Annotated in this window: 20 protein-coding genes; 10 read left to right on the top strand and 10 right to left on the bottom strand. The window is 63.5% G+C overall.

The genetic code is table 11. The features are described 5' to 3' along the window. The first annotated feature begins 1 nt into the window (after position 1). The 6 genes from FJ414_RS07785 to FJ414_RS07760 are packed head-to-tail and all read left to right on the top strand — an operon-like array spanning position 2 to position 6095. A complete protein-coding gene (locus tag FJ414_RS07785; RefSeq protein ID WP_140643103.1) occupies positions 2-952 on the top strand; it encodes an ABC transporter permease in 951 nt (316 codons plus the stop codon). A gap of 34 nt (positions 953-986) precedes the next feature. After that, entirely contained in the window at positions 987-1823 is an 837-nt protein-coding gene (locus FJ414_RS07780; RefSeq protein WP_246672325.1) for an ABC transporter permease, read from the top strand. Next, a complete protein-coding gene (locus FJ414_RS07775) occupies positions 1820-2785 on the top strand; it encodes an ABC transporter ATP-binding protein (protein ID WP_140643098.1) in 966 nt (321 codons plus the stop codon). Before FJ414_RS07780 ends, FJ414_RS07775 begins: the two co-directional genes overlap by 4 nt. Beyond that, entirely contained in the window at positions 2782-3810 is a 1029-nt protein-coding gene (locus tag FJ414_RS07770) for an ABC transporter ATP-binding protein (RefSeq protein ID WP_140643096.1), read from the top strand. Before FJ414_RS07775 ends, FJ414_RS07770 begins: the two co-directional genes overlap by 4 nt. 16 nt (positions 3811-3826) lie before the next feature. Then, positions 3827-5374, top strand: a complete 1548-nt coding sequence (locus FJ414_RS07765; RefSeq protein ID WP_246672324.1) for an ABC transporter substrate-binding protein — start codon at positions 3827-3829, stop codon at positions 5372-5374. 43 nt (positions 5375-5417) lie between these two features. Next, positions 5418-6095: a TetR family transcriptional regulator C-terminal domain-containing protein gene (locus FJ414_RS07760; protein WP_140643092.1), complete on the top strand. Its 678-nt coding sequence runs from the start codon at positions 5418-5420 to the stop codon at positions 6093-6095. Between the two features lies 1 nt (position 6096). Here FJ414_RS07760 and FJ414_RS07755 read toward each other — a convergent pair whose 3' ends face one another. Together FJ414_RS07755 and FJ414_RS07750 are read right to left on the bottom strand one after the other, a co-directional pair. Further along, a complete protein-coding gene (locus FJ414_RS07755; RefSeq protein ID WP_140643090.1) occupies positions 6097-7635 on the bottom strand; it encodes a trimethylamine methyltransferase family protein in 1539 nt (512 codons plus the stop codon). Positions 7636-7703: 68 nt separating this feature from the next. Further along, positions 7704-9806: an FAD-dependent oxidoreductase gene (locus FJ414_RS07750; protein WP_140643088.1), complete on the bottom strand. Its 2103-nt coding sequence runs from the start codon at positions 9804-9806 to the stop codon at positions 7704-7706. A 365-nt stretch (positions 9807-10171) separates the two neighbouring features. Here FJ414_RS07750 and FJ414_RS07745 point away from each other — a divergent pair, with 365 nt between their 5' ends. Continuing rightward, a complete protein-coding gene (locus FJ414_RS07745) occupies positions 10172-10624 on the top strand; it encodes a sulfatase-like hydrolase/transferase (RefSeq protein WP_181181557.1) in 453 nt (150 codons plus the stop codon). Between the two features lie 46 nt (positions 10625-10670). Here the strand turns inward: FJ414_RS07745 and FJ414_RS07740 are convergent, their stop codons facing one another. The 7 genes from FJ414_RS07740 to FJ414_RS07715 form a co-directional block, all read right to left on the bottom strand. After that, complete coding sequence (locus FJ414_RS07740; RefSeq protein ID WP_140643084.1) at positions 10671-11870, bottom strand: Xaa-Pro peptidase family protein; 1200 nt, start codon at positions 11868-11870, stop codon at positions 10671-10673. A gap of 94 nt (positions 11871-11964) precedes the next feature. Next, positions 11965-12165 carry a hypothetical protein gene (locus FJ414_RS31655; RefSeq protein ID WP_210239655.1) on the bottom strand — a complete coding sequence of 67 codons (201 nt, stop codon included), beginning with the start codon at positions 12163-12165 and terminating at the stop codon, positions 11965-11967. After that, positions 12131-13015: an NAD-dependent epimerase/dehydratase family protein gene (locus tag FJ414_RS07735; protein ID WP_210239654.1), complete on the bottom strand. Its 885-nt coding sequence runs from the start codon at positions 13013-13015 to the stop codon at positions 12131-12133. Before FJ414_RS07735 ends, FJ414_RS31655 begins: the two co-directional genes overlap by 35 nt. Positions 13016-13185: 170 nt before the next feature. Then, positions 13186-14472: a substrate-binding domain-containing protein gene (locus FJ414_RS07730; RefSeq protein ID WP_246672323.1), complete on the bottom strand. Its 1287-nt coding sequence runs from the start codon at positions 14470-14472 to the stop codon at positions 13186-13188. Beyond that, positions 14405-15445: an ABC transporter permease gene (locus tag FJ414_RS07725; RefSeq protein ID WP_140643082.1), complete on the bottom strand. Its 1041-nt coding sequence runs from the start codon at positions 15443-15445 to the stop codon at positions 14405-14407. Before FJ414_RS07725 ends, FJ414_RS07730 begins: the two co-directional genes overlap by 68 nt. Continuing rightward, a complete protein-coding gene (locus tag FJ414_RS07720; RefSeq protein ID WP_140643300.1) occupies positions 15426-16973 on the bottom strand; it encodes a sugar ABC transporter ATP-binding protein in 1548 nt (515 codons plus the stop codon). Before FJ414_RS07720 ends, FJ414_RS07725 begins: the two co-directional genes overlap by 20 nt. Positions 16974-17055: 82 nt before the next feature. Further along, entirely contained in the window at positions 17056-18564 is a 1509-nt protein-coding gene (locus FJ414_RS07715) for an amidohydrolase family protein (protein ID WP_140643079.1), read from the bottom strand. A gap of 287 nt (positions 18565-18851) precedes the next feature. On the opposite strand from FJ414_RS07715, the gene FJ414_RS07710 reads away from it, so the two are divergent. Continuing rightward, complete coding sequence (locus FJ414_RS07710; RefSeq protein WP_140643074.1) at positions 18852-19802, top strand: aldo/keto reductase; 951 nt, start codon at positions 18852-18854, stop codon at positions 19800-19802. Positions 19803-19900: 98 nt separating this feature from the next. Here FJ414_RS07710 and FJ414_RS07705 read toward each other — a convergent pair whose 3' ends face one another. Continuing rightward, positions 19901-21049 (bottom strand): iron-containing alcohol dehydrogenase, encoded by a 1149-nt coding sequence (locus FJ414_RS07705; RefSeq protein WP_210239653.1) that lies wholly within the window; start codon positions 21047-21049, stop codon positions 19901-19903. A gap of 142 nt (positions 21050-21191) precedes the next feature. Between FJ414_RS07705 and FJ414_RS07700 the strand changes: the two genes are divergently transcribed. Then, positions 21192-22163, top strand: a complete 972-nt coding sequence (locus tag FJ414_RS07700) for a D-2-hydroxyacid dehydrogenase family protein (protein ID WP_140643070.1) — start codon at positions 21192-21194, stop codon at positions 22161-22163. A gap of 105 nt (positions 22164-22268) precedes the next feature. After that, a complete protein-coding gene (locus FJ414_RS07695) occupies positions 22269-23345 on the top strand; it encodes a sugar ABC transporter substrate-binding protein (RefSeq protein ID WP_181181556.1) in 1077 nt (358 codons plus the stop codon). The last annotated feature ends 14 nt before the right edge of the window (positions 23346-23359 follow it).

Genomic DNA, 23359 nt, shown 5'->3' with positions numbered 1-23359 from the left:
CATGCTCGCATACGCAGTGAAGCGCATCGGTCTCGGTCTCCTGATCCTCGTCCTCGTCATGGTCGCCATGTATGCTGCCGTCTTCCTGGTTCCGGGCGATCCCGCGACCGTGGCGCTCGGTCCGCGCGCCACGCCGGAATTGAAGCGGCTACTGATCGAGCGCATGGGGCTCGACCAGCCGGTCTGGTGGCAGATCGTCGAATTCTTCCGCAACGCGCTGACCGGCAATCTCGGCTACGATGTCTGGTCGAACCGGCCCGTTTCCACACTGGTCCTGGAAGCGTTGCCGAACACGCTTGTCCTGGGGCTGACGGCGCTCGCCGTGGCGCTGCTCATCGGCGTGCCGCTCGGCTGCCTCTCGGTGATGCGGCGCGGTACGGCCGCCGACGCTTTCATCGGCGTGCTTTCAGTCGGTGTCATCGCGGTGCCGTCCTTCGTCGTCGCCATCTATTCGCTGCTGCTCTTTGCCGTCACGCTGCGCTGGCTGCCCGCCATCGGGGCGGGCGAGGCCGGCGATCTCTTCAGCCAGGCCAGGGCGCTGGTCATGCCGGCCGCGGCGATCGCCCTCGGCTGGATCGGCTATATCGCCCGCATGGTGCGCGCCTCGATGATGGAGGTGATGGGCGAGCCCCATATCCGTACCGCGCGTTCCTTCGGCCTGCCGGAATGGAAGATCGTCTCCAAATATGCGCTGCGCATCGCCATCATCCCGACCATCTCGCTGGTCGCGGTCGGCCTCGGCAGCATCCTGTCCAGCGCCGTCTTCGTCGAGGCGGTGTTCGCCAGGCCCGGCATCGGCAAGCTGATCACCGACGCCGTCAGCACCCGCAACTATCCGGTCGTCATGGGCACGGTGCTGATCATGACCGCCATCTACGTCTCCATCACCATCGCCGCCGATCTTCTCATCGCGCGGCTCGACCCGAGGGTCCGTGATGTCTTCCGTGGCTGAGGCCTCTCCATCCAGGCCCGATCGACAACGGCTTGTGCTGCTGCGCGCATTGCTCGCCGACCCCTTCACCCGCGTGGCGCTGATCCTGGTTACCGGCTTCATTGTCACCGCGATCTTCGCGCCCTGGCTGGCGCCTTATTCACCGGTCAAGATCGACGTGCTGCACAAGCTGCAGCCGCCATCGTTGGAACACTGGTTCGGCACCGACCATCTCGGCCGCGATCTCTTGTCGCGCGTCATCTACGGCGCGCGCACGGCGCTCACCATCGCCATGGTCTCGGTGGCCATAGCCGGCGCCATCGGCCTGCTGCTCGGCCTCGTCGCCGGCTACGGTCCGCGCTGGCTCGACGCCATTCTGGTGCTCAGCTTCGACAGCATGAATTCGCTGCCGATGATCATGTTCGCGCTTGCCATCATCACCGTGCTCGGCGCCGGTACCGGCACTCTGATCATCGTCATCGCCGCGACGTCGTTCCCAAGCTACGCGCGGCTGATCCGGGCCCAGACGCTGGCGCTGAAGAACAGCGACTACATCCTTGCCGAGCGTCTGCTCGACGCGAGTGCGACACGCATCATCTTCATCCACCTCCTGCCCAACGTCGTCGGTCCGCTGATCATCCTTTTGTCGATGGACATTCCGGTCGTCATCATGGTCGAGGCCGGCTTGAGCTTCCTCGGCCTCGGCGTGCGACCGCCGACGCCGTCCTGGGGCTCGATCCTTTATGACGGCTACACCAGCATCCGCTCGGCACCGTTCATGGTGATCTTCGGCGGCCTGCCGCTGGTGCTGGCGACGCTCGGCTTCACCTTTCTCGGCGAGGGCCTGCGCGACTATCTTGACCCGCGCCTGCAACTACGGAGGCCGGCATGAGCGGCTCGCTTGCCGCCAACGGTCTAAGCGTCCGCTATGAGACGCCGCACGGTAGTGTCCACGCCCTTCGCCATGTCGATATCGAAGCGCATCCCGGCGAGGTCATCGGCATTGTCGGCGAGAGCGGCTGCGGCAAGTCCACGCTGGTCACCGCTCTGGCCAACCTGTTGCCGGCCAACGCCCGCATCGACGGGGCGATCCGTTACAACGGCGTCGACCTGGCAAAGCTCGACGCGCATCGCCAGCGGCTGCTGCGCGGCGATGAGATCGCGCTGGTCGGCCAGGACCCGATGACGGCGTTCAACCCGGTGCTGACCATCGGCGACCAGCTCATCGATTTCCAGCACCACCGTAAGGATCTCAGCCGCGCGCAAAAGCGGGCGCGCATCGCCGCCATGCTCGGTCGCGTCGGCATCGCCGATGCCGAACGGCGCATGCGGAGTTACCCGCACGAGCTTTCCGGCGGCATGCGCCAGCGCGTGGCGATCGCGGCCGCCTTGCTGACCGATCCCGGCCTGCTCATCGCCGACGAGCCGACGACCGCGCTCGACGTCACCATGGAGGCGCAGATCATCCATCTGCTGCGAGAGCTCAGGCGCGAATATAACGGCATCATCATCGTCGTCTCGCATCATTTCGGTGTCATCGCCGAGCTCTGCGATCGTGTCTATGTCATGTATGCCGGCGAGGTGGTCGAGGGCGGCGAGGTCGATGTGATCTTCCACGATCCGCGCCATCCCTATACCCAGGCGCTGCTCGCCTGCGATCCCGCCCGCTTCCATGATCGGCTGGACAGGCTGCCGACCATTCCCGGGTCATTGCCGAGCCTGACCCAACCACCACCGGGATGCGTTTACGCGCCGCGCTGTGGCAGGGCCTTCGCGCCATGCAAGACCATCGCGCCGCCGCTGGTGAAGCTCACCGCATGCCATGCTGCCCGCTGCCATGCGGTGACGCCATGAGCCCGCTGCTTGCCGTCGAGGACCTGTCGGTCAGCTTCGTTCGCAGCAGCTTGCTCGATCGGCTGACCAATCCGTTCCCGCTGCCGAGCATCAACGTCATCGACGGCGTCACGCTGTCGCTGATGTCGGCCGAGACGCTTGGGCTGGTCGGCGAATCCGGCTCCGGCAAGACGACGCTTGCCCGCACCATTCTCGGCCTCGTCCGGACTGCGGCCGGCCGCATCGTCTTCGAGGGGAGGGAGGTCGCGACCCCGTTCGATTTTCGCGCCATGCGCCGGCGCTCGGCGATGATGTTCCAGGATCCGGTCGCCTCGCTCAGCCCGCGCCTGCGGGTCGGCACGCTGCTCACCGAACCGCAGGTCATCCAGGGGCTGCCAATGCAGGACCGGCGCGCTGCAGCGAAGGCGCTGCTGGCGTTGGTCGGCTTACCTGCCTCCTTCGTCGACCGCTTTCCGCATGAACTGTCGGGAGGGCAGGCGCGTCGCGTCGGCGTCGCGCGGGCGCTTGCGATGAAACCGCATCTGCTGCTTGCCGACGAGCCGACCGCCGGGCTGGATGTCTCGGTGCAGGGCGATGTGCTCAACCTGATCGCCGAGCTCAAGCGCGAGCTCGGCTTCGCCGCCATGATCGTCACCCACAATCTGGCGATGATCCGCCATGTCAGCGATCGGCTCGCCATCATGTATCTCGGCCGACTCGTCGAGACGGGACCAACGCAAGAGGTCTTCTCCGCCCCCTTGCATCCCTACACCGCAACGCTGATCCGGTCCGAGCCGATCCCCGATCCGCGCCGGCGCAGCCAAAACCCTGCCGTTACCGGCGAAATCCCGAGCGTGTTCCGCCGGCCTTCCGGCTGCGAATTCCACACGCGCTGTCCGCTCGTGCAATCCCGCTGCAAGACCGAGGCGCCGGTCTACCGGCCGATGGGCGCCGGTCGCCTGGTGCGCTGCCATTTCCCGCTGCAGACCGGCGGGCAAGAACGGGAGGCCGTCTCACGCGCTTCCGCAAACCAAAGGGGAAACTGAGATGACGAAATGGACCATGGACAGACGTGCATTCCTGAAAGCCGCCGGCGTGTTGGGCGCCGGCCTGACGATGAAACCGGGATTTGCCTGGTCGGCGGCTGGCGACACGCTGCGCATCCGCATGGAAGGCGACCTGCAGACGCTTGACCCCGCCTTCATGATCGGCGGCATCGAAGACGTCATGATGCGCGGCATCTATGTGTCGCTGAACCGCCTCGGCGATCTCAGGCAAGGTTCGCCGTGGTCGCTCTGGGGCGCGGAGAAACTCGAGCTGAAGGATCCGAAGACCATCGCCTTCACCCTGATCGATGGGCTGAAATGGTCGAACGGCCTTGGCCCGGTCACCGCCGAAGACGTGAAATTCTCCTACGAGCGCATAGCCGATCCGAAGCTGTCGTCGCCCTGGGCCTATCAATTCGAGAAGCTGGACCGTGTCGAGGTCGTCGACGCCAGATCCGGCATTATCCACCTCAAGGATCCGTACCAGCCGATCTTCGTCACCAGCCTGCCTTATTATGGCGGCCACATCATCAGCCGGGCCGGCACCGAGAAGGCGGGCGGCAAATTCACCACCGAGCCCCCGGCGACCTGCGGTCCTTATCTCTTCTCGGACTGGCAGCAGAAGCAGAAGGTGACGCTGACCGCCAATCCGGACTGGCCGGGACCGAAGCCGGATTTCGGCAAGGTCGAGATCTATGTCGTCGCCGACGATCAGGCGGCGCAATTGGCCTACGAGGCTGACGCCTTCGATTACACCAAGATCGCCATTTCGGCGACCAAGGCCGTCAAGGCCAAACCGCCCGCCAATACGAAACTGATCGAGGCGCAGTCGACCCGCTATGTCTGGCTGACGATCAACATGCTGAGCCCGCGCCTCAAGGATCTGAAGGTGCGGCGAGCCGTGCAGTATGGCGTCGATGTCGGACAGATCCTGACCGGCGTCTATGACGACCTCGCCAAGCGTTCCACAGGCGTGGTCCAGCCCGGCACGAAATTCGCGCGCCCGAGCAATCTGATCCCGGCGCCCGACTATGAGAAGTCCGCCGCGCTGCTCGCCGAGGCAGGCGTGAGCGACTTGTCGTTGACGTTGACGGTGATGAATGATTCCATCCGCACCGCGACCGCGCAGATCATCCAGGCCAGCCTCGAGCAAGCCGGCATCAAGGTCGAGATCCAGCCCTACGACGAAGCCGCCTTCTGGGGCGTCGGCGACAAGACGCAAGGCGACGGCTACAAGAACATCGACCTGGCGCTGATGGATTTCGCGGGCGGCGTCGATCCGTCCGAGAACCTGGTCTGGTTCCGCCCCGACCAGATCGGCGCCTACAACTGGTCCGGCTTCGACAGTCCCGAATTCGAGACCAGCTATCAGCAACTGGTTGCCGAAAGCGACGAGGCCAAACGCATCGTCTTGTCCAACCGCCTGGAGGATCTGATGGAACAGTCCGGCGGATTCGTCTTCATCTGTCACCAGCCGCTGGTCGCCATCCATAAGACCGCGTTCGAACCCGTCATCTATCCGGACGGTCACCCCAATCCTGTGCTGTTCAAGAAGACGGCGTGAACGCTTGATGGACAGGATCGGCGCAATCGATTAGCTGGGTTGCATGACGCAAGCCCAACCGGAAGCTGCAAAAAAGAAGCGCGGTGCGAAGAAGGCGCCGCGCTTCAGCCGCGAACAGGCCGATGTGCGCCGCTCCATGCTGATCGAGGCGGCGACACGGTGCCTGTCCGTCGGCGGCATCGGCGCCTTCACCATAGATCGCATCTGCAAGATGGCCGGCGTCTCGCGCGGTCTCATCAACCACCACTTCGAAAGCCTCGATGGGCTGCTGGTCGAGGTCTACAAATCCTCGCTCTATGCCAGCGTCAACAACCAGATCGACGAAGCCAAGCGCCGCCGCGCCGAGGTGTCCGACTGGCCTCCCGAGGCCGCGCTGGCCGCTCTGGTGCGGTCCAACTTCGCGCCGGAATATTTCAGCCGCGAGAACCTGCTGATCTGGCTGTCGCTGTGGGGCGAGATCGCCGTCAACCCGCGACTGAAGGCGGCGCATCGCGAGCTCTATGACGCCTACCGCGCGGAACTTGCCGAGGACATCGCGGCGGTTGCGGTTGAGCGCGACAGACGGGTCGACGCGCCCGCGCTGGCGCGCAATTTCATCGCGCTGGTCGACGGGCTCTGGCTCGAATGGTGTCTCGACGAAAGCGTGGTGACGCCGCAGGCGGCCGAGGCCGCCGGCTTCGAGATGCTCGAGGCGCAGGTCGGGCCTTTGCGGAACGCCTGACTCAGTTCAACGGCGATCCGCCCTCGCGCTTGCGGCGCTCCATATAGTCGCGCAGCGCCTCGTCGATGCCGGGATCGATCGGCGGTTGCTCGTAGTCGGCGACCATGCGTTTCCAGATCACGTTGGCCCGTTCCCGCGCGGTGATCTGGCCGCGTTCCATCCAGGTGTCGTAATTGTCCCAGTTGGACACCAGCGGCGAATAGAAGGCGCGCTCGTAGCGCTGCATGGTATGCGCGGCGCCGAAGAAATGCCCGGCTGGGCCGACCTCGCGCACCGCGTCCAGCGCCAGCGTGTCGATGTCGACGACGGGCGGATCGAAATAGGCCGACATCATCTGCAGCATCTCGGCATCGACCACCAGCTTCTCGAACGACGCGGTCAGCCCGCCGCCGAGCCAGCCGGCCGCGTGCAGCACCAGGTTGGCGCCGCCCATCAGGCAGCCCCACAGGGACATCGCGCTCTCATAGGCGGCCTGCGCGTCGACCGCATTGGCGGCGGTGACGTTGCTGGAGCGGAACGGCACGCCGATCAGCCGGCAGAGCTGTCCGGTGATCTGTGCCGCCTGCGTGTATTCCGGCGTGCCGAAGGCGGGTGCTCCGGTCTTCATGTCGACATTTGAGGTGAAGCCGCCATACATCACCGGCACCCCAGGTCGAACGATCTGCGTCAGCACGATGCCGGCCAGTGCCTCGGCATGCTGCTGCGACAGCGCGCCGGCAAGCGTCACCGGGCTCATTGCCCCGGCCAGCGTGAACGGCGTGATGACGTTGACCTGACCGTGCTCGGCCAGCGCGATCAGCCCTTCGGCCATCGGGTCGTCGAGCTGCAGTGGTGAATTGGTGTTGATGATGCCGGTGAACACCGGCATCTCCCGCGCCAGGTTTTCGCGCGTCGTGCCGAGCGAGATCGCCACCATTTCCAGCGCGTCGATGGCGCGGCCATGACCCAGCGCCTGCGGCTGCCAGTTTTTGTCGAGCAAGGTGATCTCGGCATAGTAGAGGTCGAGGTGGCGCGTATTCTGGTGCAGGTCGAGCGGCTCGAACGGTCCGCCGCCTTCCTGATGCAGCACGTTGAACGACTGGATGAGCTTCAGATAGTCGCGCATCTCGGCATAGGTGCCGGGACGGCGGCCGCGGTCATTGTCCATGACATAGGCCGGCCCGCCGACCGACGACAGGATGCAATGCCGCCCGCCGACCTTGACGTTCTTCTCAGGGTTACGGGCGCGCAGCTCGAAGGATGACGGCGCCATGGCGACGCACTCCATCACCATGGCGCGGTCGAAGCGCACGCGCATCTCGCCTTCGTCGACGGTGCAGCCCGCGGCACGATAGAGCTGGCGCGCCCGCGGCTGCAGCACGCGCATGCCGATCTCCTCCAGGATGGTGAGTCCCATCTCATGGATCGCCTGCACCTGGTCGGCCGACAGGACCTCGATCGGCGCGTAGGGCCGCGTCAGCTGCTTCCATGGTCGCTGCGCGATGCCGCCTATCTCGCGCTGCGGGCGACCGGGCCTGCGACGTGCGGCGATACGCTCCATGGCTTTCTGGACCTCCCTGTTTGACGCAATCCGAACGGAAAACCGCTTCGCACCTTCCTGGAACTGCTCTATTCGGCTGCCGTTGGCATCTCGAAATCCGCTGCCGCGTCGACGATCGGCGTGTCGCGGCGGTAGGGCCGCCAGCGAAGCTTCGCGCCGATCTCGCGCGCCAGCTTGTGGCCGCTGTGAACCGCATGGGCAATAGCGCCGGGCGCCAGCGTGTCGCCGATGCGATCGACGCTCTGGATGCCCGCCGCCGCAAGCGCATCCGCCTTTTCGGTCAGCGCCTCGAACAACTCGTTTCGCGGCAACCGCAAGCCGACGATCAGCACCGAGCGGCAAGCCACGCGGGTCTCTTCGCTGGTGAACAGATGCGCCAGCGTCGCCGTCTCGCCATCGAAGGATTTCAGCAGATGCAGCGTCGTCACCGGCACGTTGCGGCGCGCCAGCGCCCGGTGCACCAGCGGCAGCTCGTTGGTCATGATCGTCCATGCGGAGGCATGGCCGGACGGTGTCGCATAGCTGACCGGGATGCCTTGGGCGGCCAGATGCTCGGTGAGGACGCCGCCGATGTAGTAATTGTCGAAATCGAAGACCAGCGTCGGCCCCTCGGGGAGCTTGCCGGCGGCGATGTCGTCGGGTGTGAGCACGTCCGCATGGTCGAGCCGCCCGACGGGGATCTCCATCGACGAATAGAGCATGTTCGTCCAGCGCGCACCGGTCGCCAGCACCAGGCGCTCCGGTGCCAAGTCGATGATCTCGTCGGCGCCGAGCGTGCTCTCGGGATAGAGCGAGACATTGCTCATCTCGCCGATGCGGCCCAGTCGGTACTCGACGACACGATTCCAGGCTGAGAGCCCTGGCAACGTCTTCTCGAAGGTCAGCCGCCCGCCGAAGCCGCGGCTGGCGTCGGCAAGCATCACCTCATGGCCGCGGCGGCCGAGCGTCATGGCGCATTCGAGCCCGGCCGGTCCGCCGCCGACAATGAGGATGCGTTCGGGTCTGCCGGCGCGCTCGACGCGTTCGGGATGCCAGCCGCGCCGCCATTCCTCGCCGGCGGTCGGATTCTGGGTGCAGCGCACCGGCACGCCGTCGTGCCAGCTCGAAATGCAGATGTTGCAGCCGATGCATTCGCGGATCTCGACTTCGCGGCCGTCGCGGATTTTGGCAGGCAGGAAGGGGTCGGCGATCGACGGCCGCGCGCCGCCGATGAAGTCGAGCACACCGCGTCGGATCTGTGACACCATCGTGTCCGGTGAGGTGAAGCGCCCAACGCCGACCACGGGCTTCTTCGTCAGCGACTTGACGAAATCGATGACCGGCTCGTGGCTGCCTTCGCCGGTGAAGCGCGACGCCGAGCAATCCGTGGGGCTTGAGTCCATCTTCACGTCGAACAGGTCGGGCAGGTCGGCCAGAAGTTCGATCAGCTCATGGGCTTCCGAAGGCTGGTTGCGTCCGGGCCGGCCGCGCAGTTCCTCAAGGCTCACACGAAGCGCGACACCGCAATCCTTGCCCACCGCGTCCTTCGTCACCTCGATCATCTCGCGCACGAAGCGGACACGGCTCCCGATCGAGCCGCCATATTCATCGACGCGATGATTGTATTCCGGCAGCAGGAACTCGTAGCCGAGATAGCCCATCCCGGCATAGACATAGACGACATCGAAGCCGGCCGTGCGCGCCTTGCGTGCCGCTTCGGCCTGGCATCTCAGCACCTCCTTGATATCGGCCTTGTCCATCGTCTTCGGCCGCAGATTGCCCATGAAGCCGACATGCGTGGCCATCCACGAAATGCCAGATGGCGACAGCGGCGGCAGGCGGCTTGACCGGTTCATCACCGATGCGCCGCCATGCCATAGCTCCACGCCGGCAAGCGATCCATGGCGGTGCACGGCCTCCGTCATCAGCGCATGAGCGCGGATGTCGTTGTCGTCCCATAGCGTCGCGAAAGGCAGCGGCGCATCGTCCGAAGTCGGGTCGATCGAGCAGGCCCCCGTGCAGATCACGCCCCATCCGCCTTCGGCCTTGGCTTCGCGAAATGCCGCGCGAACGCGCGGCAGCGCGTTGGTCATCCCGCTTGCGTGCGGCACCTGATAGAAGCGGTTCGGCGCGGTCACCGGTCCTATTGCTACCGGCTCGAACAGGATTTCGTAACGGGGGTTGCACTGCATCGTGGCTTCTCAAATGCATTGTTGAACGATCGTTCAACAAAGATATGCGAGATCTCTCGTGGACGCAACCACAGAACATAACCACTGCACATTTTGGCCTCAGCGAAACTGAGGCATCGCGCGAGAGGGCAGCTAGTAAGAGATCCGATTTCGACATCCCGGTCCGGGCTCCAAATGCCACGGGAGCTTTGCGCCTCATGTCGGCCCTAGACGTCAGCTTGGACATCGCTCAAAACGGGGCGTTCTATCGGATCCATAACGCCCAAGTCTGACCCCTGATGGAGTGCCGGCGTCAAAAAGTGCGAACGACTTGGTTGCTACAGGCAGCAAACCTTGGCCTTGAACGGAAGATTTCCAGATCACCGGTGGCGCGTGGTGACAGTTTGGGCATGCCGTCGAAATGCGGGACCGCGTTCTTACGTTGCCGAACGCGCCTCGGCGCGATGCTTCCCATGTTCACGGCGAGAGCCGTCGAATTCATTCGCCGGCGTGCGCCTGGGCAAAAGCGCGCCGGCGTGCCGTTCTTCCTCTACCTGCCGCTGACCGCGCCTCATTCTCCCGTCGTGCCGAACAAAGAGTTCGAGGGAATGTCCGGCATCGGCGCATACGGGGACCTGGTCTGCGAGATCGATGACCTCGCCGGCAAGATCAGGAGCGCGCTTGCTGAAAACGGCCTGCTTGAGAATACCATCTTTGTGTTTGCGAGCGACAATGGACCGGAGTTTCAGACGGCGGACGATGAAGGCGCCTTCGAGCGCGCCCGCCGCACCGCGCTTGTAGTGATACAGCGGCGGCGGCTCCTCGAGCCGTCGCCTTAGTTATGGACAACCGGTGCGCCGCCTTGCGGACGAAGCGCATCACTTGTCAGGCGGTGGTGCCTCCGCGATTCCAATCACGCCCACGGTCGCCAAAAGCCTCCCACCCGTTCGCGGTGACGACCACGGTATCTTCCAGCTTGATATAGCCGCGCCTGTGTGGATGGGTGGTCTCGATGGAAAGGACCATGCCGGCTTCCAGTGGTTCGGGGCCATGGTCACCAGGGTAAGGTATCGGCCCATGGCTGGTCAGACGCGGGGCCTCGTGACTGATAAGGCCCATTCCGTGCGCTACGAAATCCAGTGCATTGGCGTGCGACGAGCGGCGGATTACGGCTTCGGCGGCCTCGAAAATCTCGGTGCCGATCGCGCCGGCTCGGATCGGTTTGCGGGATGCCATTTGGATCTCGTCGATCTCGCCCAGCAGGTCCTCAAGTTCCGCGTCAGGTTCGCCGAATATGGCCATGCGGGCGAGGTCGCCGATATAACCCTTGTAGCTCCCGCCAGAATCCAGCGACAGCACGTCGCCCTCGCGCCAGAAAAGCTTCTCTGTCGGTGCGCGGATATGGCTATTCCCCGCCGCGATCAGGCAGTAGTCGAACTCCATGCCGCGCAGGACCTCCTCGCGACGCATCGCCTCGGTCAGGGCCGCGGTCGAGCAGCCGGGCTTGTGTCCGGACATGACGCTCATCATGGCATCGACCACTTTGTCGGATGCGTCGCGTAGATATTCGAGCTCCCTCGGTGATTTGACAGCGCGGAAGCGTTCGAGCGGAACCAGCGCGTCGACGAGCGTGGTGTGCGGGAGGCTGGCACGAAGTGCACGCTCGGCATCGGCGCCAAGGAAGGCCGTCTCGATGCCGATGTGGGCACGATCCAGTCCGAGCGACTTCAAGTGCCTCACGGCCGCGTTCATCGCGCCATCGCCGTACCAAGCCTCGACAAAGTGCGGTGCCCAGAGTGCACCCAATTCACGTTCGCTTTGCTCGGTGCCGATGCCGATGTAGCAGGTCTTGTCGACATGGCCGCGCTGATACACCAGAAGCGGCACATAGCGACCGATGCCTATGGCATCGGCATGGGCGAAGAAGAAGAAACGGTAACCGCCCAGCAGATAGCGGATGTTGTGCTGCGAGGAAACGATCAGGGCGTCCAGGCCGGCCTTGTCAAGAAGGGCGTCGAGCTTGGCTGTATCGAAAGGAACCGCGCCACCGTCGGCGGTTCCTTTGCCCGGTGTCTGCCCATTCATGGTGATGCCTCCTGTCCGATGATAGTCTATTTCTGCTCGTCAAATTCCCGGTCGGTGATCACATTGTTGTGGTCCGCATGTCGCCTGGGCATCGCTAAGGGATGATTTTCCGGTTGCGGAAATCGGCGAGCATGCGCAGGAACATCTCCCGGCTGTCGACGACCTCGCCGAAGCCGGCCTGCCGGATATTGGTGGTGCTCGAGACGACGTCGTAGCCGCAGCGCAGCACGAAATCGGCGGCATGCCAGAGCGCGATACCGTCATAGGGCGTCGGCACCAGGCCGTGCCGCTTCACCAGCGCGTCCCATACAGGGGCTTTGTCGCGCATGGTTGCGGCGATCGGGATCGTCTGCAACGGCGCCAGCGGCATGTCGAAGAAGTCGGCCACCAGAGGAAAGATCTGCTCCCAACGGAAGAGGTCGCCGTTGGTGACGTTGTAGGCTTCGCCCGCCGGCGCCGCCACGGCTGCCCATTCGGAGGCGCGGGGCGAGGTGGCTGGCATCCGTCACTTGGACTAGAGCGCGATAGGCCTCCGGCGTTCCCGGATAGCGCAGCGGAACGCCGAGCGCCTTGCTGATGGCCGCGTAGACGGCGATCAGCATGACGATGTTGAAGCCGTCGCCGACGACCGAGCCGCAGACGACGTCGGGCCGCAGGATGACGGGCACCCAGTCCTTGCCGGCCGCCTCGGCGCGCACCCAGTCCTCCATCGCATAGTGGAAGTTCGGCGGCAGGTGGCGCGGATCGTCTTCGACGGCGGGCGTCTTGAAGGGGCCGAGATGGACGCCATAGTATTTGGCGCCCTCATATAGGATGACGCGGTCCAGCCCGCCGGCCGCCGCCTCGGCCTGGACGAAGGTGCGCAGCATGGTGAGATGCAGGTCGGCGAACTCGGCCGCGTCGCTGCGGTCCTGGTAGGCAGCGAAGAACAGATGCGTCGGCTTGCCGATGGCTGCGACGGCGCGCGCGACGCTGCCGGCGTCCATCAGGTCAGCCTGGGCATGGCGGATACCGCCTTCCGTCGCCGACTTGCGGCGCGAGAGCGTGGCGACGCTCCAGCCATCGCGCGAGGCTAGATGCTGCGCCAGGGCGTGGCCGATGACGCCGCCTCCGCCCGCCACGAGGGCAAGCCTCTCTTGCGCCATTGCGTCTCCTTTTTCGTGGCCGCCATTGCCGGCCGGCCACGCTTCTTCTCTCGGTCAGGTGAGGGCGGCGCCCGAGAGACCCGCCCTCGACAACCATGCGCCGCCTGGCCGTCAGCCGGGGCGCCGTCCGGGCTCTCCCTTCCCGAATGGGCAGGGAGAGGGCAGCTCGGCTATTTTCCCCAGATATTCTTGTAGGCGTCGATATAGCCGTTCTGCGGATCGTAGATGTTGTCCGGTCCGCCGTCCTTCTCGATGTTGTCAGCGGTGAACAGGTGCACGACCCCGGTGTAGCCGCTATCCTTCTGGCCGGCGAAAGCGCGGTTGAGTTCGTCGACCGACTGCCACGCCTGCTGGCGAAGCGGATCGGCCGCCGTGGCCACCTGGTACTGCTTGGTGCGGATGCGCTGGAAGGCCGCGGGCGAACCATCGTTGCCGATGTTCTTGGGCGCGTCCTCTGGAGAAATACCGGCGGCCTGAAGCGCGGGAGCCATGGCATCGAAGTAACTATCGTTGATGCCCATGGAATAGGTCCACCGCTTGCCGAAACGGGCGAGCAGTGACGTGGTGAGCTGCGGCACGCGGGCCTGCGTATCGTCAAGCGGGGTGACGACAACATCAAGCAGCTCGCACCCAGAGCACTGCTTGATGATGGAGGCCATCATGTCCGACTTCACGATCGCCATGCGATAGGTGCTATCGGTGAAGATGACGACGCCCGCCTTTCCGTTCGAATCGGCCACGACATAAAGAGCCGAAGCCTTGCCGACTTCCGGCGGGGCAGTATTGACGTTGAAGACGATCGGTGGATCGGCAATCGGCCCCGCAACCGGGCCGATATGCCAGCCGTCGACCTTGATGCCTTCCTTGGCCGCCTGCTGCAGGAGATCAGTATACGGGGCAATGTCGACACCGCCGAGCACGATGCCGTCCGGCTTCAGCGCGATGGCCTGCGACAGGGCCGTCGAAACACCGGCTGTGGTGCCGCCGCCGTCGATCAGGCGATATTTCCAGCCTATCGCGCCGGCCGCTTCCTCGACTCCCTTGCCGACAGCGCTGACGCTGGCAACGCGCTGGTCGTTGGAGAGGTAGATGATCGATTTGCCGACCACAGCCTTGGGGCCTGTGGTCGGGCCGGTCCACGGGCCCGACGGCGCGGTGGCGATGGCGGTGAGTTCCTTGGCCTTCTGAAGGAAGGCGTCATCAGCACGCGCGATATTTGCAGTCAGCAGGGCGATCGAGGCCGAGCCGGCCAAGATCGCGACAGCAGAGCGAAGTTTTGACATTTGAATCCTCCCCTTTCTGTTGAGTTCAGACATTTTGGTTTCCTCTCCATGACGTTCATTTAGTTGGTTTGATTGGGTAGTGATGGCGTGACGCAGAAAACCGTCATCAACCGCCTGGCTCCTCCTTTCGACGAGACACTGTCCGGCGGCGCTGTGCGTATCCTGCGATCGCAATCGAGACGATCAGGGTCAGTCCGTTGAAAAGCGGTTCGACATAGAAAGCGCCGCCGAGCTGCTGTAGCCCCGAGATGCCAACGGCCAGGATGAGCACGCCGCAGAGCGTGCCGAGCACGTTGAAGCGACCCGGCTTGATAGTCGTGGATCCGAGGAAGGCGCCGACCAGCGCCGGCAAAAGGTATTCCAGGCCGACGCTCGCCTGGCCGATGCGCAGCTTGGAAGCCAGGACGATGCCTGCGAAACTCGAGACCAGGCTGGATGCAATGAAGACGCCGATAACGTATCTGCGTACCGGAATGCCGTTGAGCATCGCGGCCTTTTCATTGGCGCCGATCGCATAGATATGGCGGCCAAGCGGTAGGCGTTCGGTAATGAGCCATAGGATTGCCGCTGCTACAAGGACGTAGAATGCAGCGATGGGAATGCCGCCGAACTGCAAACCGTTCAGGGCAATAAATCCGGCGGGCAAGGTGCCGATGATCTGTTGCCCGTCCGTGTGCCATAGCGCCAGCGCATAGAGGATGGTTCCGGTTCCAAGCGTGGCGATGAAGGAGTCGATTTGGGCAATCTCGACAAGGGTGCCGTTTATCAGCCCGCACAGTGCGCCGGCGCCCAGCACGAGCAGGCAGGCAAGCGGCCAGGGCAGCCCGTATTCCACCTGTAGACTGACCGCCAGGATGTGCCAGAGCACGATGCCGTAGCCGACGGTTAGGTCGATCCGACCAGACATCATCGGCACCATGGAAGCGAGCGAGAGAAGCGCGATTATAGCCTTGTCGCTCAGGATCGAGCGGAAATTGAGATATGTCGGGAACGTCGTCGGCAGCGCGATCGAGAAACCGATGATGATCAGCACCATCAGGATAGGCAGTCCGTAGACAGGAATCTGGCGGATTATCGATTCGCGGCGTGTAAGGCCGGCGAGTTCAGACCGCGTCGGCTCGATGGCGTTAGATTTGATCGTTTGCATGGGGCGACCTGTTGCCTGCCTGCGCAGGGGTTACGCGCGCGGAAGCGGCGGCGATGAGGTTTTCTGTCGACAGGTCTGACCGGTCGATCTCCGCCACGACCTTCCCGCGGTCGAAGACCAGAGCGCGGTGGCAGACCTTGGCGACCTCTTCGAAGTCGGTCGACACGATGAGGATTGCGGCGCCAGCCTTCAGGGCCATCTCGAAGAGCCTGTAGATCTCGGCGCGTGCGCCAACGTCGACGCCGGCGGTCGGATCGGCCAAAACGTAGACTTTGCCGCCAACATGCAGCCAGCGACCCACGATCACCTTTTGCTGATTGCCGCCCGAAAGAAGCTCAATCGCCAGTGCCGGATCGTTCGGGCGCAGCCCAACGTCCTCGCCAAGCTTGCGTGACCGGCGTGTCTCCGGGCCTGGCAACAGGAAAGAGAGCAGCCGACGCCCAGCGGCGACGGGATTCAAGAAGAAGTTCTCGCGGATCGACAGGTTCGGTACCACGGATTCGCCGACGCGATCGGCGCCGACGAAGTTGATGCCGAGATCCATCGCCTGCTTCGGGTTGGCTGGCCTGATTGGAACGCCGTCAAGGCTGATTAATCCGCTTGTCGCCGGGGCAAGTCCGAACAGGGCACGGCCAATGTTTTCCTGGCCGGCGCCGCGAAGCCCGACCAGGCCGACGATCTCGCCGGCGTAGATCTCTCCGCTGACGGGTCCGGCCGAGCCAATCATGGTCCGCTCGAAGATCAGCCGCGGCGCACCCTGTTTCTGCGGCGCCGTGCGCGCGACGGGCGCGGGCTGGCGCCCGACGATCAGCAGGATCAGCTCTTCCGGTGTCGTCCCCGCGATCGAACGCTCGCCGGCGACCTGGCCGTCTCGCAGGACGACCACGCGATCGGCGATCTCGAACACCTCGTCGAGGCGGTGGGAGACATAGATCAAGCCGACGCCGCAGGCCGAAAGCTGCCGAAGACTGGAAAACAGCCGGGTTACCTCGTCGGCTGGCAGGCTGGCGGTCGGCTCGTCAAGCACGATCACCTCGGCATTCGCGGCCAGCGCGCGGGCGATGGCGACCAGGGACTTCTCGATGCGGCTCAGGCTCTGGACCCGGATCTCCGGATCGATCACCGCACCCAGATGGCCGAGCGCGTCGCCGGCGCGGCGGGCAGCCTGATCCCAGTCGATCAGGCCGTTCTTCATCGGGTAGCCGAGCGTCAGGCAGATGTTCTCGGCGACCGTCATCCATTCGATCAGGCCGAGATCCTGATGGATGAAGGTGATTGGAAGACGCCTGAGCGCTGGTCCGGAGACCTGCGTGCCGCGAAAGTCGATGTCACCCGCGTCCTGGGTATAGACGTTGGCCAGGATCTTGATCAGGGTCGACTTGCCGGCCCCGTTCTCGCCAAGCAGCGCAAGCGTTTCGCCGGCATTCAGATCAAGGCTGACGCCGTCGAGCGCGCGGGTGCCGCCGAAGCTCTTGGACACGGCGCGGACCGAAAGCAGCGGGGCATTCTCTCGCGACAATTCGGCCATGGCTTCGGGTGTCGCTTCTGAACTGGCGAGCATGTGCGTCTCTCTCCCCGCCGGTGCGCCGATGCGCTCCGGCAACGCCGATCTATGTCGGCTTGACGACGTATCCGTAGGCGGCGTTGCTGCGCTGGCCGCCTTCGTTGAGATAAGCCAGCTTGATCTTGGCCAGGTTGTCCTGTTCCCAGGGCGAGAGGTCGCCCTCGGTGATCGGGATCTTGTAGTGGCGGGCAGCATTCAGTCCCAAAATTGAGCTTTTGACCCGGCCGTCCGGCTCTCCCATGGGCGCGTAGCCGAAGCGCTTCTGTAAGTCCTCCGGGATTTCCAGCCGGCGGAAGGCTTCGATCTGCCATTGCGGGGTGCCCTGCCAAACGGCATCGGTTCCCCAGAAGACGTGATCGTAACCGAGACCCTTTATCAGCATGCCGAGCATGGCCGAGGCTATTCGCGGGCTGGTGACCGCGACGCTGGCGAAGCTGGTGCCAAGGTCGGCGTAGACATTGCTGACATCATACTTTTCGGGGATACGGGCGAGGTCGCTGACCCATTTCAACTCGCCTGTACGCTCGTAGTCGGCAAGGTCCTGGACGAAGTCCTGAAGCTGTACAGCAAGCGCGGCGTGATAGATGACGAAGCTGAGCTGAGGCCAGTCCTTGGCGGCCTTGCCGACATCGTCGGCCGTCGCATACTGCCAAGCGTTCGGCATGGAGCTGGCATAGTCGGCCGGCAGCAAGCCCTTGTGCACGCAAACCGTGGTGATGCCGGCCTTCAGCGCCTTCTCGTAGAAGGGATACATCTCCTTCTCGTCATCCATGCGCCAGGGATAGCGCGCGGTCTGCGGCACGATCGGATCGCCGACGGTGTAACCCTTCCAGCTCGTCGGCTTCAGAACCTCGATGGCGCGGTCGACCTCGTCCATCCAGCCGGGCTGTTTGGGGGAAATCAGCGCATGGTAGTAGAGCCGCTTGTTCTTGGCTAAACCGTTGACGAAATCGGCGGCTTCCTTGATCTGATCATTCGACAGGAAGGTCTGGTCCCAGTCGTCGGTTGGCGCACCGGACAGGAGGCCAATGTGGGTGTCGCTGTCGAAATAAATCTCCTTGAGAAAATTATCGAACTTGTAGAGGTCGAGAGTCAGTTTGGCCGATGGCCCGAGACCGGGGTTCCAGCCATGGTCCGCGGCCCAGCGCGCGGTATCGAGGAGCCCATCCCAGGCATAGTCGTCGCGCACGAAATGCACCTGGTCGTCGAAGACGAACTGCTTTGCGAATTTCTTCTGGCGAGCCAGCGCTGCGCTAAGATCCTTCGTTTCATCCCTGTCGATGGCGAACAGGGATCCATAGACCTCATTCATGGCAACGAAGGCGGTTGCCATGCCCATCGGACTACGCAGGAAGCGCGGCAGATCCATGCCGAGCTTCTTGCCGTTTGTTTCGGCCATGCTCTTGATGCGCGACTCGACTTCCTTCTGCTGCTTGTTCTGCGGCAGCGGATTGAACTCGGCGTTGGAGACCATTTGCGTAGGCACGGGCGAACGAAACGCCACCTCGTCTGCCGGGGCCAAACCCGCCAGTTCTCGCTCGCTTAGGAAACTCATCAAGCTCTCCCTTCGATGCGGCGTGAACTGCATGGCCGATACGATCGAGGGAAATGCTATCGTCCGAGGAACGAGAAGTTAAATCGATATTTATTCGCCGTTTTGATAGATTTTTTCGATCAAAATTTGAAAGGGCAGAGCCCTTGACATACCAATCCTCAGCTACCCAGTTTAAAGGGCATCCCGTGTTGGCAAGGACCCGGCGATTTTGATCCCGTACACGACGGCAGGCGCCCTAGAGCTTTGTCGAGCTGTAGGACTGTCGCACGACACAAAGGCGAACACGGATGGAAATGCGTTCTCTGGGACCTGGCGGTCCTAAAGTCTCCCTTGTCGGACTCGGCTGCAACAATTTCGGTTGGCGAATAGACCGCGACGCTACGCGAAAGGTGATCGACGCCGCGGTCGATTGCGGCATCAATTTCTTCGATACGGCGGATATCTACGGCAAATCACAGTCGGAACAGCTTATTGGAGAATTGCTCGGCTCCCGGCGTAAGGACATCGTGCTGGCGACGAAGTTCGGCAAAGGACCCGGCGCGGTGGCAGGCGTGCGCGGCACGCGTGCCTACATCCGTCAGGCGGCCGCGGCCAGTTTGAAGCGACTGCGCACGGACTGGATCGACGTCTACTATATGCATGAGCCGGATCCTGGCACACCGATCGACGACACGCTTGGCGCACTGGACGAGCTGGTGCAGGAAGGCAAGGTGCGCGCCATCGCCGCCTCGAATTTCTCCGTAGCCGACATCAATGGGGCCACGGCCTCGGCGAAGCGCAATGGAACAGCTGCCTTTATCGCTTCGCAGGAAGAGTATCGCCTGACGGAGCGTCGCATCGAAAAGGACGTCTTGCCCAACCTCGACAGGCTCGGCCTTGGCCTGGTGCCATTCTTCCCTCTTGGTGGCGGCGCACTCACTGGAAAATACCGGCGCGACCAGGCCATGCCGCAGGGAACGCGTCTGACCGAGGTGGAGATCAGGGGGCAGAACCGTTTCCTCGACCCGCATTGGGATCATATCGAAGCGCTCAAGTCCTTCGCCGAGACCCGTGGCCGCACGCTCGTAGAACTGGCCTTGTGCTGGCTCGCCCAGCGTCCCCGCGTCGCATCCATCATCGCCGGCGCAACGAGGCCTGAGCAGGTAGAGGCTAACGCCCACGCTGCCGGGTGGAAGCTGACGCCAGCCGAGATGGCTGAAGTGGACACGATCGTTCCGGGCCCTGCCGTCGCGGCTTGAGCCGTGCGATGCGCCTGCAAGAAACGCGCTGCGCGATGACTGCCGCGCCGAGCCGAAAATTCGTGCTGGCGCGCCGCCCAGGGCGCGCCAGCATTGCCTTATGCCGCCAGGGCTATGATCTCGTGCACCTGCGCGCTCTGGATGTCGCCCGCTTCGCCAAGTCGGGTCTGGCTTGCGCGCTCCAGATGGGCGACGACGGCTCCGGCCGAAACCGTGGTAGGCGCCAGTTCCGAAATTCGGACAGGACAGCCCATGCGGCGGAAAAAGTCTTCGGTCAGGTCGATGGCGCGTTCGGCCGCGCGCTTGTCGTCGGCCTCGTCGACCTTCCAGACGCGGCGGGCATATCGCGCGAGCATGACCTGTTTGGCGCCGCGCTTGTAGCGCAGCAGCGAGGGCATGATCAGCGTCAAGGAGCGGGCGTGGTCGACGCCGTACAGTTCTGTCAGGGCGTGGCCAATCATGTGGGTCGACCAGTCCTGCGTGATGCCGGCGCCGATCAGGCCATTCAGCGCCTGATTGGCGGCCCACATTATGTTCTCGCGCGCCTGCGGCGTGTTCTGCTCGACCAGCATCGGCCCCCATTCGATCAGAACCTCGAGCAGCGCCTCACTGAAGCCGAACTGGACGGGTGTATTGCCTGGCGCCACCAGATACTGTTCCAGTACGTGGGTGAAGGCGTCGACGGCACCGTTAGCGCGCTGGCGACGGTCGAGCGTCGCCATGGTCGATGGGTCGAGGATCGCGAAGCGGGGCCGTATCGCCTCGCAACGGAACGGAATTTTCAGCTCCCTCACTGTGCTCGTGATGACGGACACGGGATTGCTCTCCGAGCCCGTGGCGGGCAGGGTCAGCACCACACCGACGGGTACGATCTGCTGGGGCCAGTCGTCGGCGCGGAGCTTGTCCCACGGATCGCCGCCGGCATGGACGACCGCGCCAAGGAACTTGGCGGCGTCCGCGACCGAGCCACCGCCGACAGCCAGGATGAGGTCGACGTTATCGCGGCGGACCTGCTTCGCGGCCTTGAGGATCGTCTCGTAGTGCGGATTGACCTCTATTCCCCCGAATTCAGTGACAATGGCTTCAGGCAGCGCTGCACGCACCTGCTGGTAGACACCGTTGCGCTTGATGCTGCCGCCGCCGTAAAGCAGCATGATCCGGCTCTTGCGGGGCACAAGCGCGCCGAGCTCGGCGATGCTGCCTTCGCCGAAGGCAATATGGGTGGGATTGCAAAGCTGGAATTGCATCATGGGCCTCATTGCTGTTTTGCGTTTCGCAATCGCTTGCCCGATGCGCGTAATGATTTGAAACACAGAACGCCCGCCTCCGCCAGCCCCGTTTGTTCAACGCCGACCATCGCCGCGGCCGGCAGAATTAGGAAACATCCTCATGCCTTCATCTCCTGCAATTTCGATTGCCGTCCTCGACGACTATCAGCGCATCGCCTCATCGATGGCGAATTGGCACGGCCTATCCACTCGCGCCAAGGTCAGCTTCTTCCACGATCACGCAGGCGATGCCGATGACCTGATTGCACGCCTGTTGTCATTTGATGTCGTCGTCCTCATGCGCGAACGCAGCCGGATAGATGCGACGGTGATTGAAAGCTTGCCCAGGCTGAAACTCGTGGTCACCGTCGGCACATGGAACGCGGCAATCGACATGGAGGCGGCCCGCAAGAGAGGCGTTGTCGTTTGTGGCACGGAAGGCGGCGGATCGCACGGGCCGTCAGCACTGACCTGGGCACTTATCATGGCGATTACGCGTAACGTGGCCGCGGAAGCGGCATCCGTCCGGGCGGGAGGCTGGCAGACCAGCCTCGGCTACGAACTCGCCGGCAAAACCCTCGGGCTGCTTGGACTTGGCACTCTGGGGATGGCTGTCGCGCGCTATGGCCAGGCGTTCGGAATGCGCGCCATAGCCTGGAGCCAGAATTTGACCCAGGAAATCGCGGCCGAGGCCGGCGTGGAGCGGGTCGAGAAGAACGAGCTGTTCCGTAACGCGGACGTGCTGAGCGTGCACTACAAACTCAGCGAGCGCAGCCGCGACCTCGTCGGCGAGGATGAGATCGCGCTCATGAAGCCAACAGCCTATCTGATCAATACCTCACGCGGTCCTATCGTGTCGGAAAAGGCGCTGATTGCGGCACTGCAGGAGCGCCGGATCGCCGGTGCGGCGCTGGATGTATTCGATCAGGAGCCGCTGCCGCCCGAGCATCCGTTCCGCTTCCTTCCCAACGTGCTGGCCACGCCTCATATCGGCTATGTCACTGAAGAGACGTATCGCCGCGCGTACGGCCAAATCGTCGAGAACATCCATGCCTGGCTACAAGGTTCGCCGCTGCGCGTACTGAACGAATAAAGTGTTCGCCGCAAAGATTGCCTCTGCTTATCATTATCCGGGCAAACAATCGATTTTTCCACCCTAATGCCAGCTGCTACTTTCGCGGCATCATGGGAGGAAATCATGAAAGCCACCAGCCTAACAGTTGCCGCCTTGGCAACGCTGCTAGCATCGGCCTCGGTCGGTACAGCATCGGCGGATCCCTTATGCAAGAAGGAAGACATCCGCTTCGTCAATTCGATGCGCGAGATCGCGCAGCCCTACCATGGTGACCTGGACAAGGGTGGTCGCCTGTTCCTGCAATCGGTCGGGCTGAGTGATAAGCAATACGTTCTTCAATTGAACCAGGGCGATTCCGACAAGCAGGTCTCGCTCATGCGCGCGGTGCTGGCCAGCAATCCGAACTGCTCAATCTTCAACGTCGAGCCGAACAATCTGCCGGCGGTCCAACTCATGGTGAAAACCGCCAATCAGACTGGCGCGTGGATCGTCACGCACTGGTCGCACCCGGATGGCTTCTATCCATATGACGGCAACGATCAGTGGATCGCGCACATTGGGGTCAACAGCTTCGATGCCGGCGTGTCGATTTCGCAGGCGATGGTCAAGGCCATGAACGGCCAGGGCGGCATCGTCGCGTTGCAGGGCATCCTGGACAACAAGCCCGCGCAACTCCGTTTTGCCGGACTGCAGAAGGTGCTGGGCGACAATCCCGGCGTCACGCTGCTGGACCAGCAGACCGCAAACTGGGACCGTTCGCAGGCGTTTCCGATCGTCCAGGCGTGGCTGTCGAAATACGGAGACAAGATCAAAGGCATATGGGCCGCCAACGACGACATGGCTCTCGGCGCTGTGGAAGCGCTGCGCGCGCAAGGCCTTGCCGGCAAGATACCGGTCGTGGGCGCCGATGGCATACCCGAAGCGATCCAGGCAGTGAAGAAGGGTGAGATGACGGCAACCGTCTCCAGCGACGCCTACTATCAGGGCAGCATAGGCTTCGCCATGGGCTACTGCGTGCTGACCGGGCAGGCGCCGACGCCAGCTTCGTGGACGAAAGAGCAACGCAACTTCAACCTGCGCCTCATCGCTATAACCAAGGACAACGTCGACCAATATCTCAACCCCCCGCCGGCCAGCGCCTATGCCGGCGACTGGGCCTGCGACAAGTTGTGGAGCCGGGACACCGGTCCTGCCGACTGAGATGGCTCCGGGAC

The sequence above is a fragment of the Mesorhizobium sp. B3-1-6 genome, assembly GCF_006439555.1.
In the GTDB taxonomy this organism is placed as follows: domain Bacteria; phylum Pseudomonadota; class Alphaproteobacteria; order Rhizobiales; family Rhizobiaceae; genus Mesorhizobium.
The sequence above is the reverse complement of the archived record's forward strand: the minus strand, read 5'-3'. Positions and strand labels throughout refer to the sequence as shown.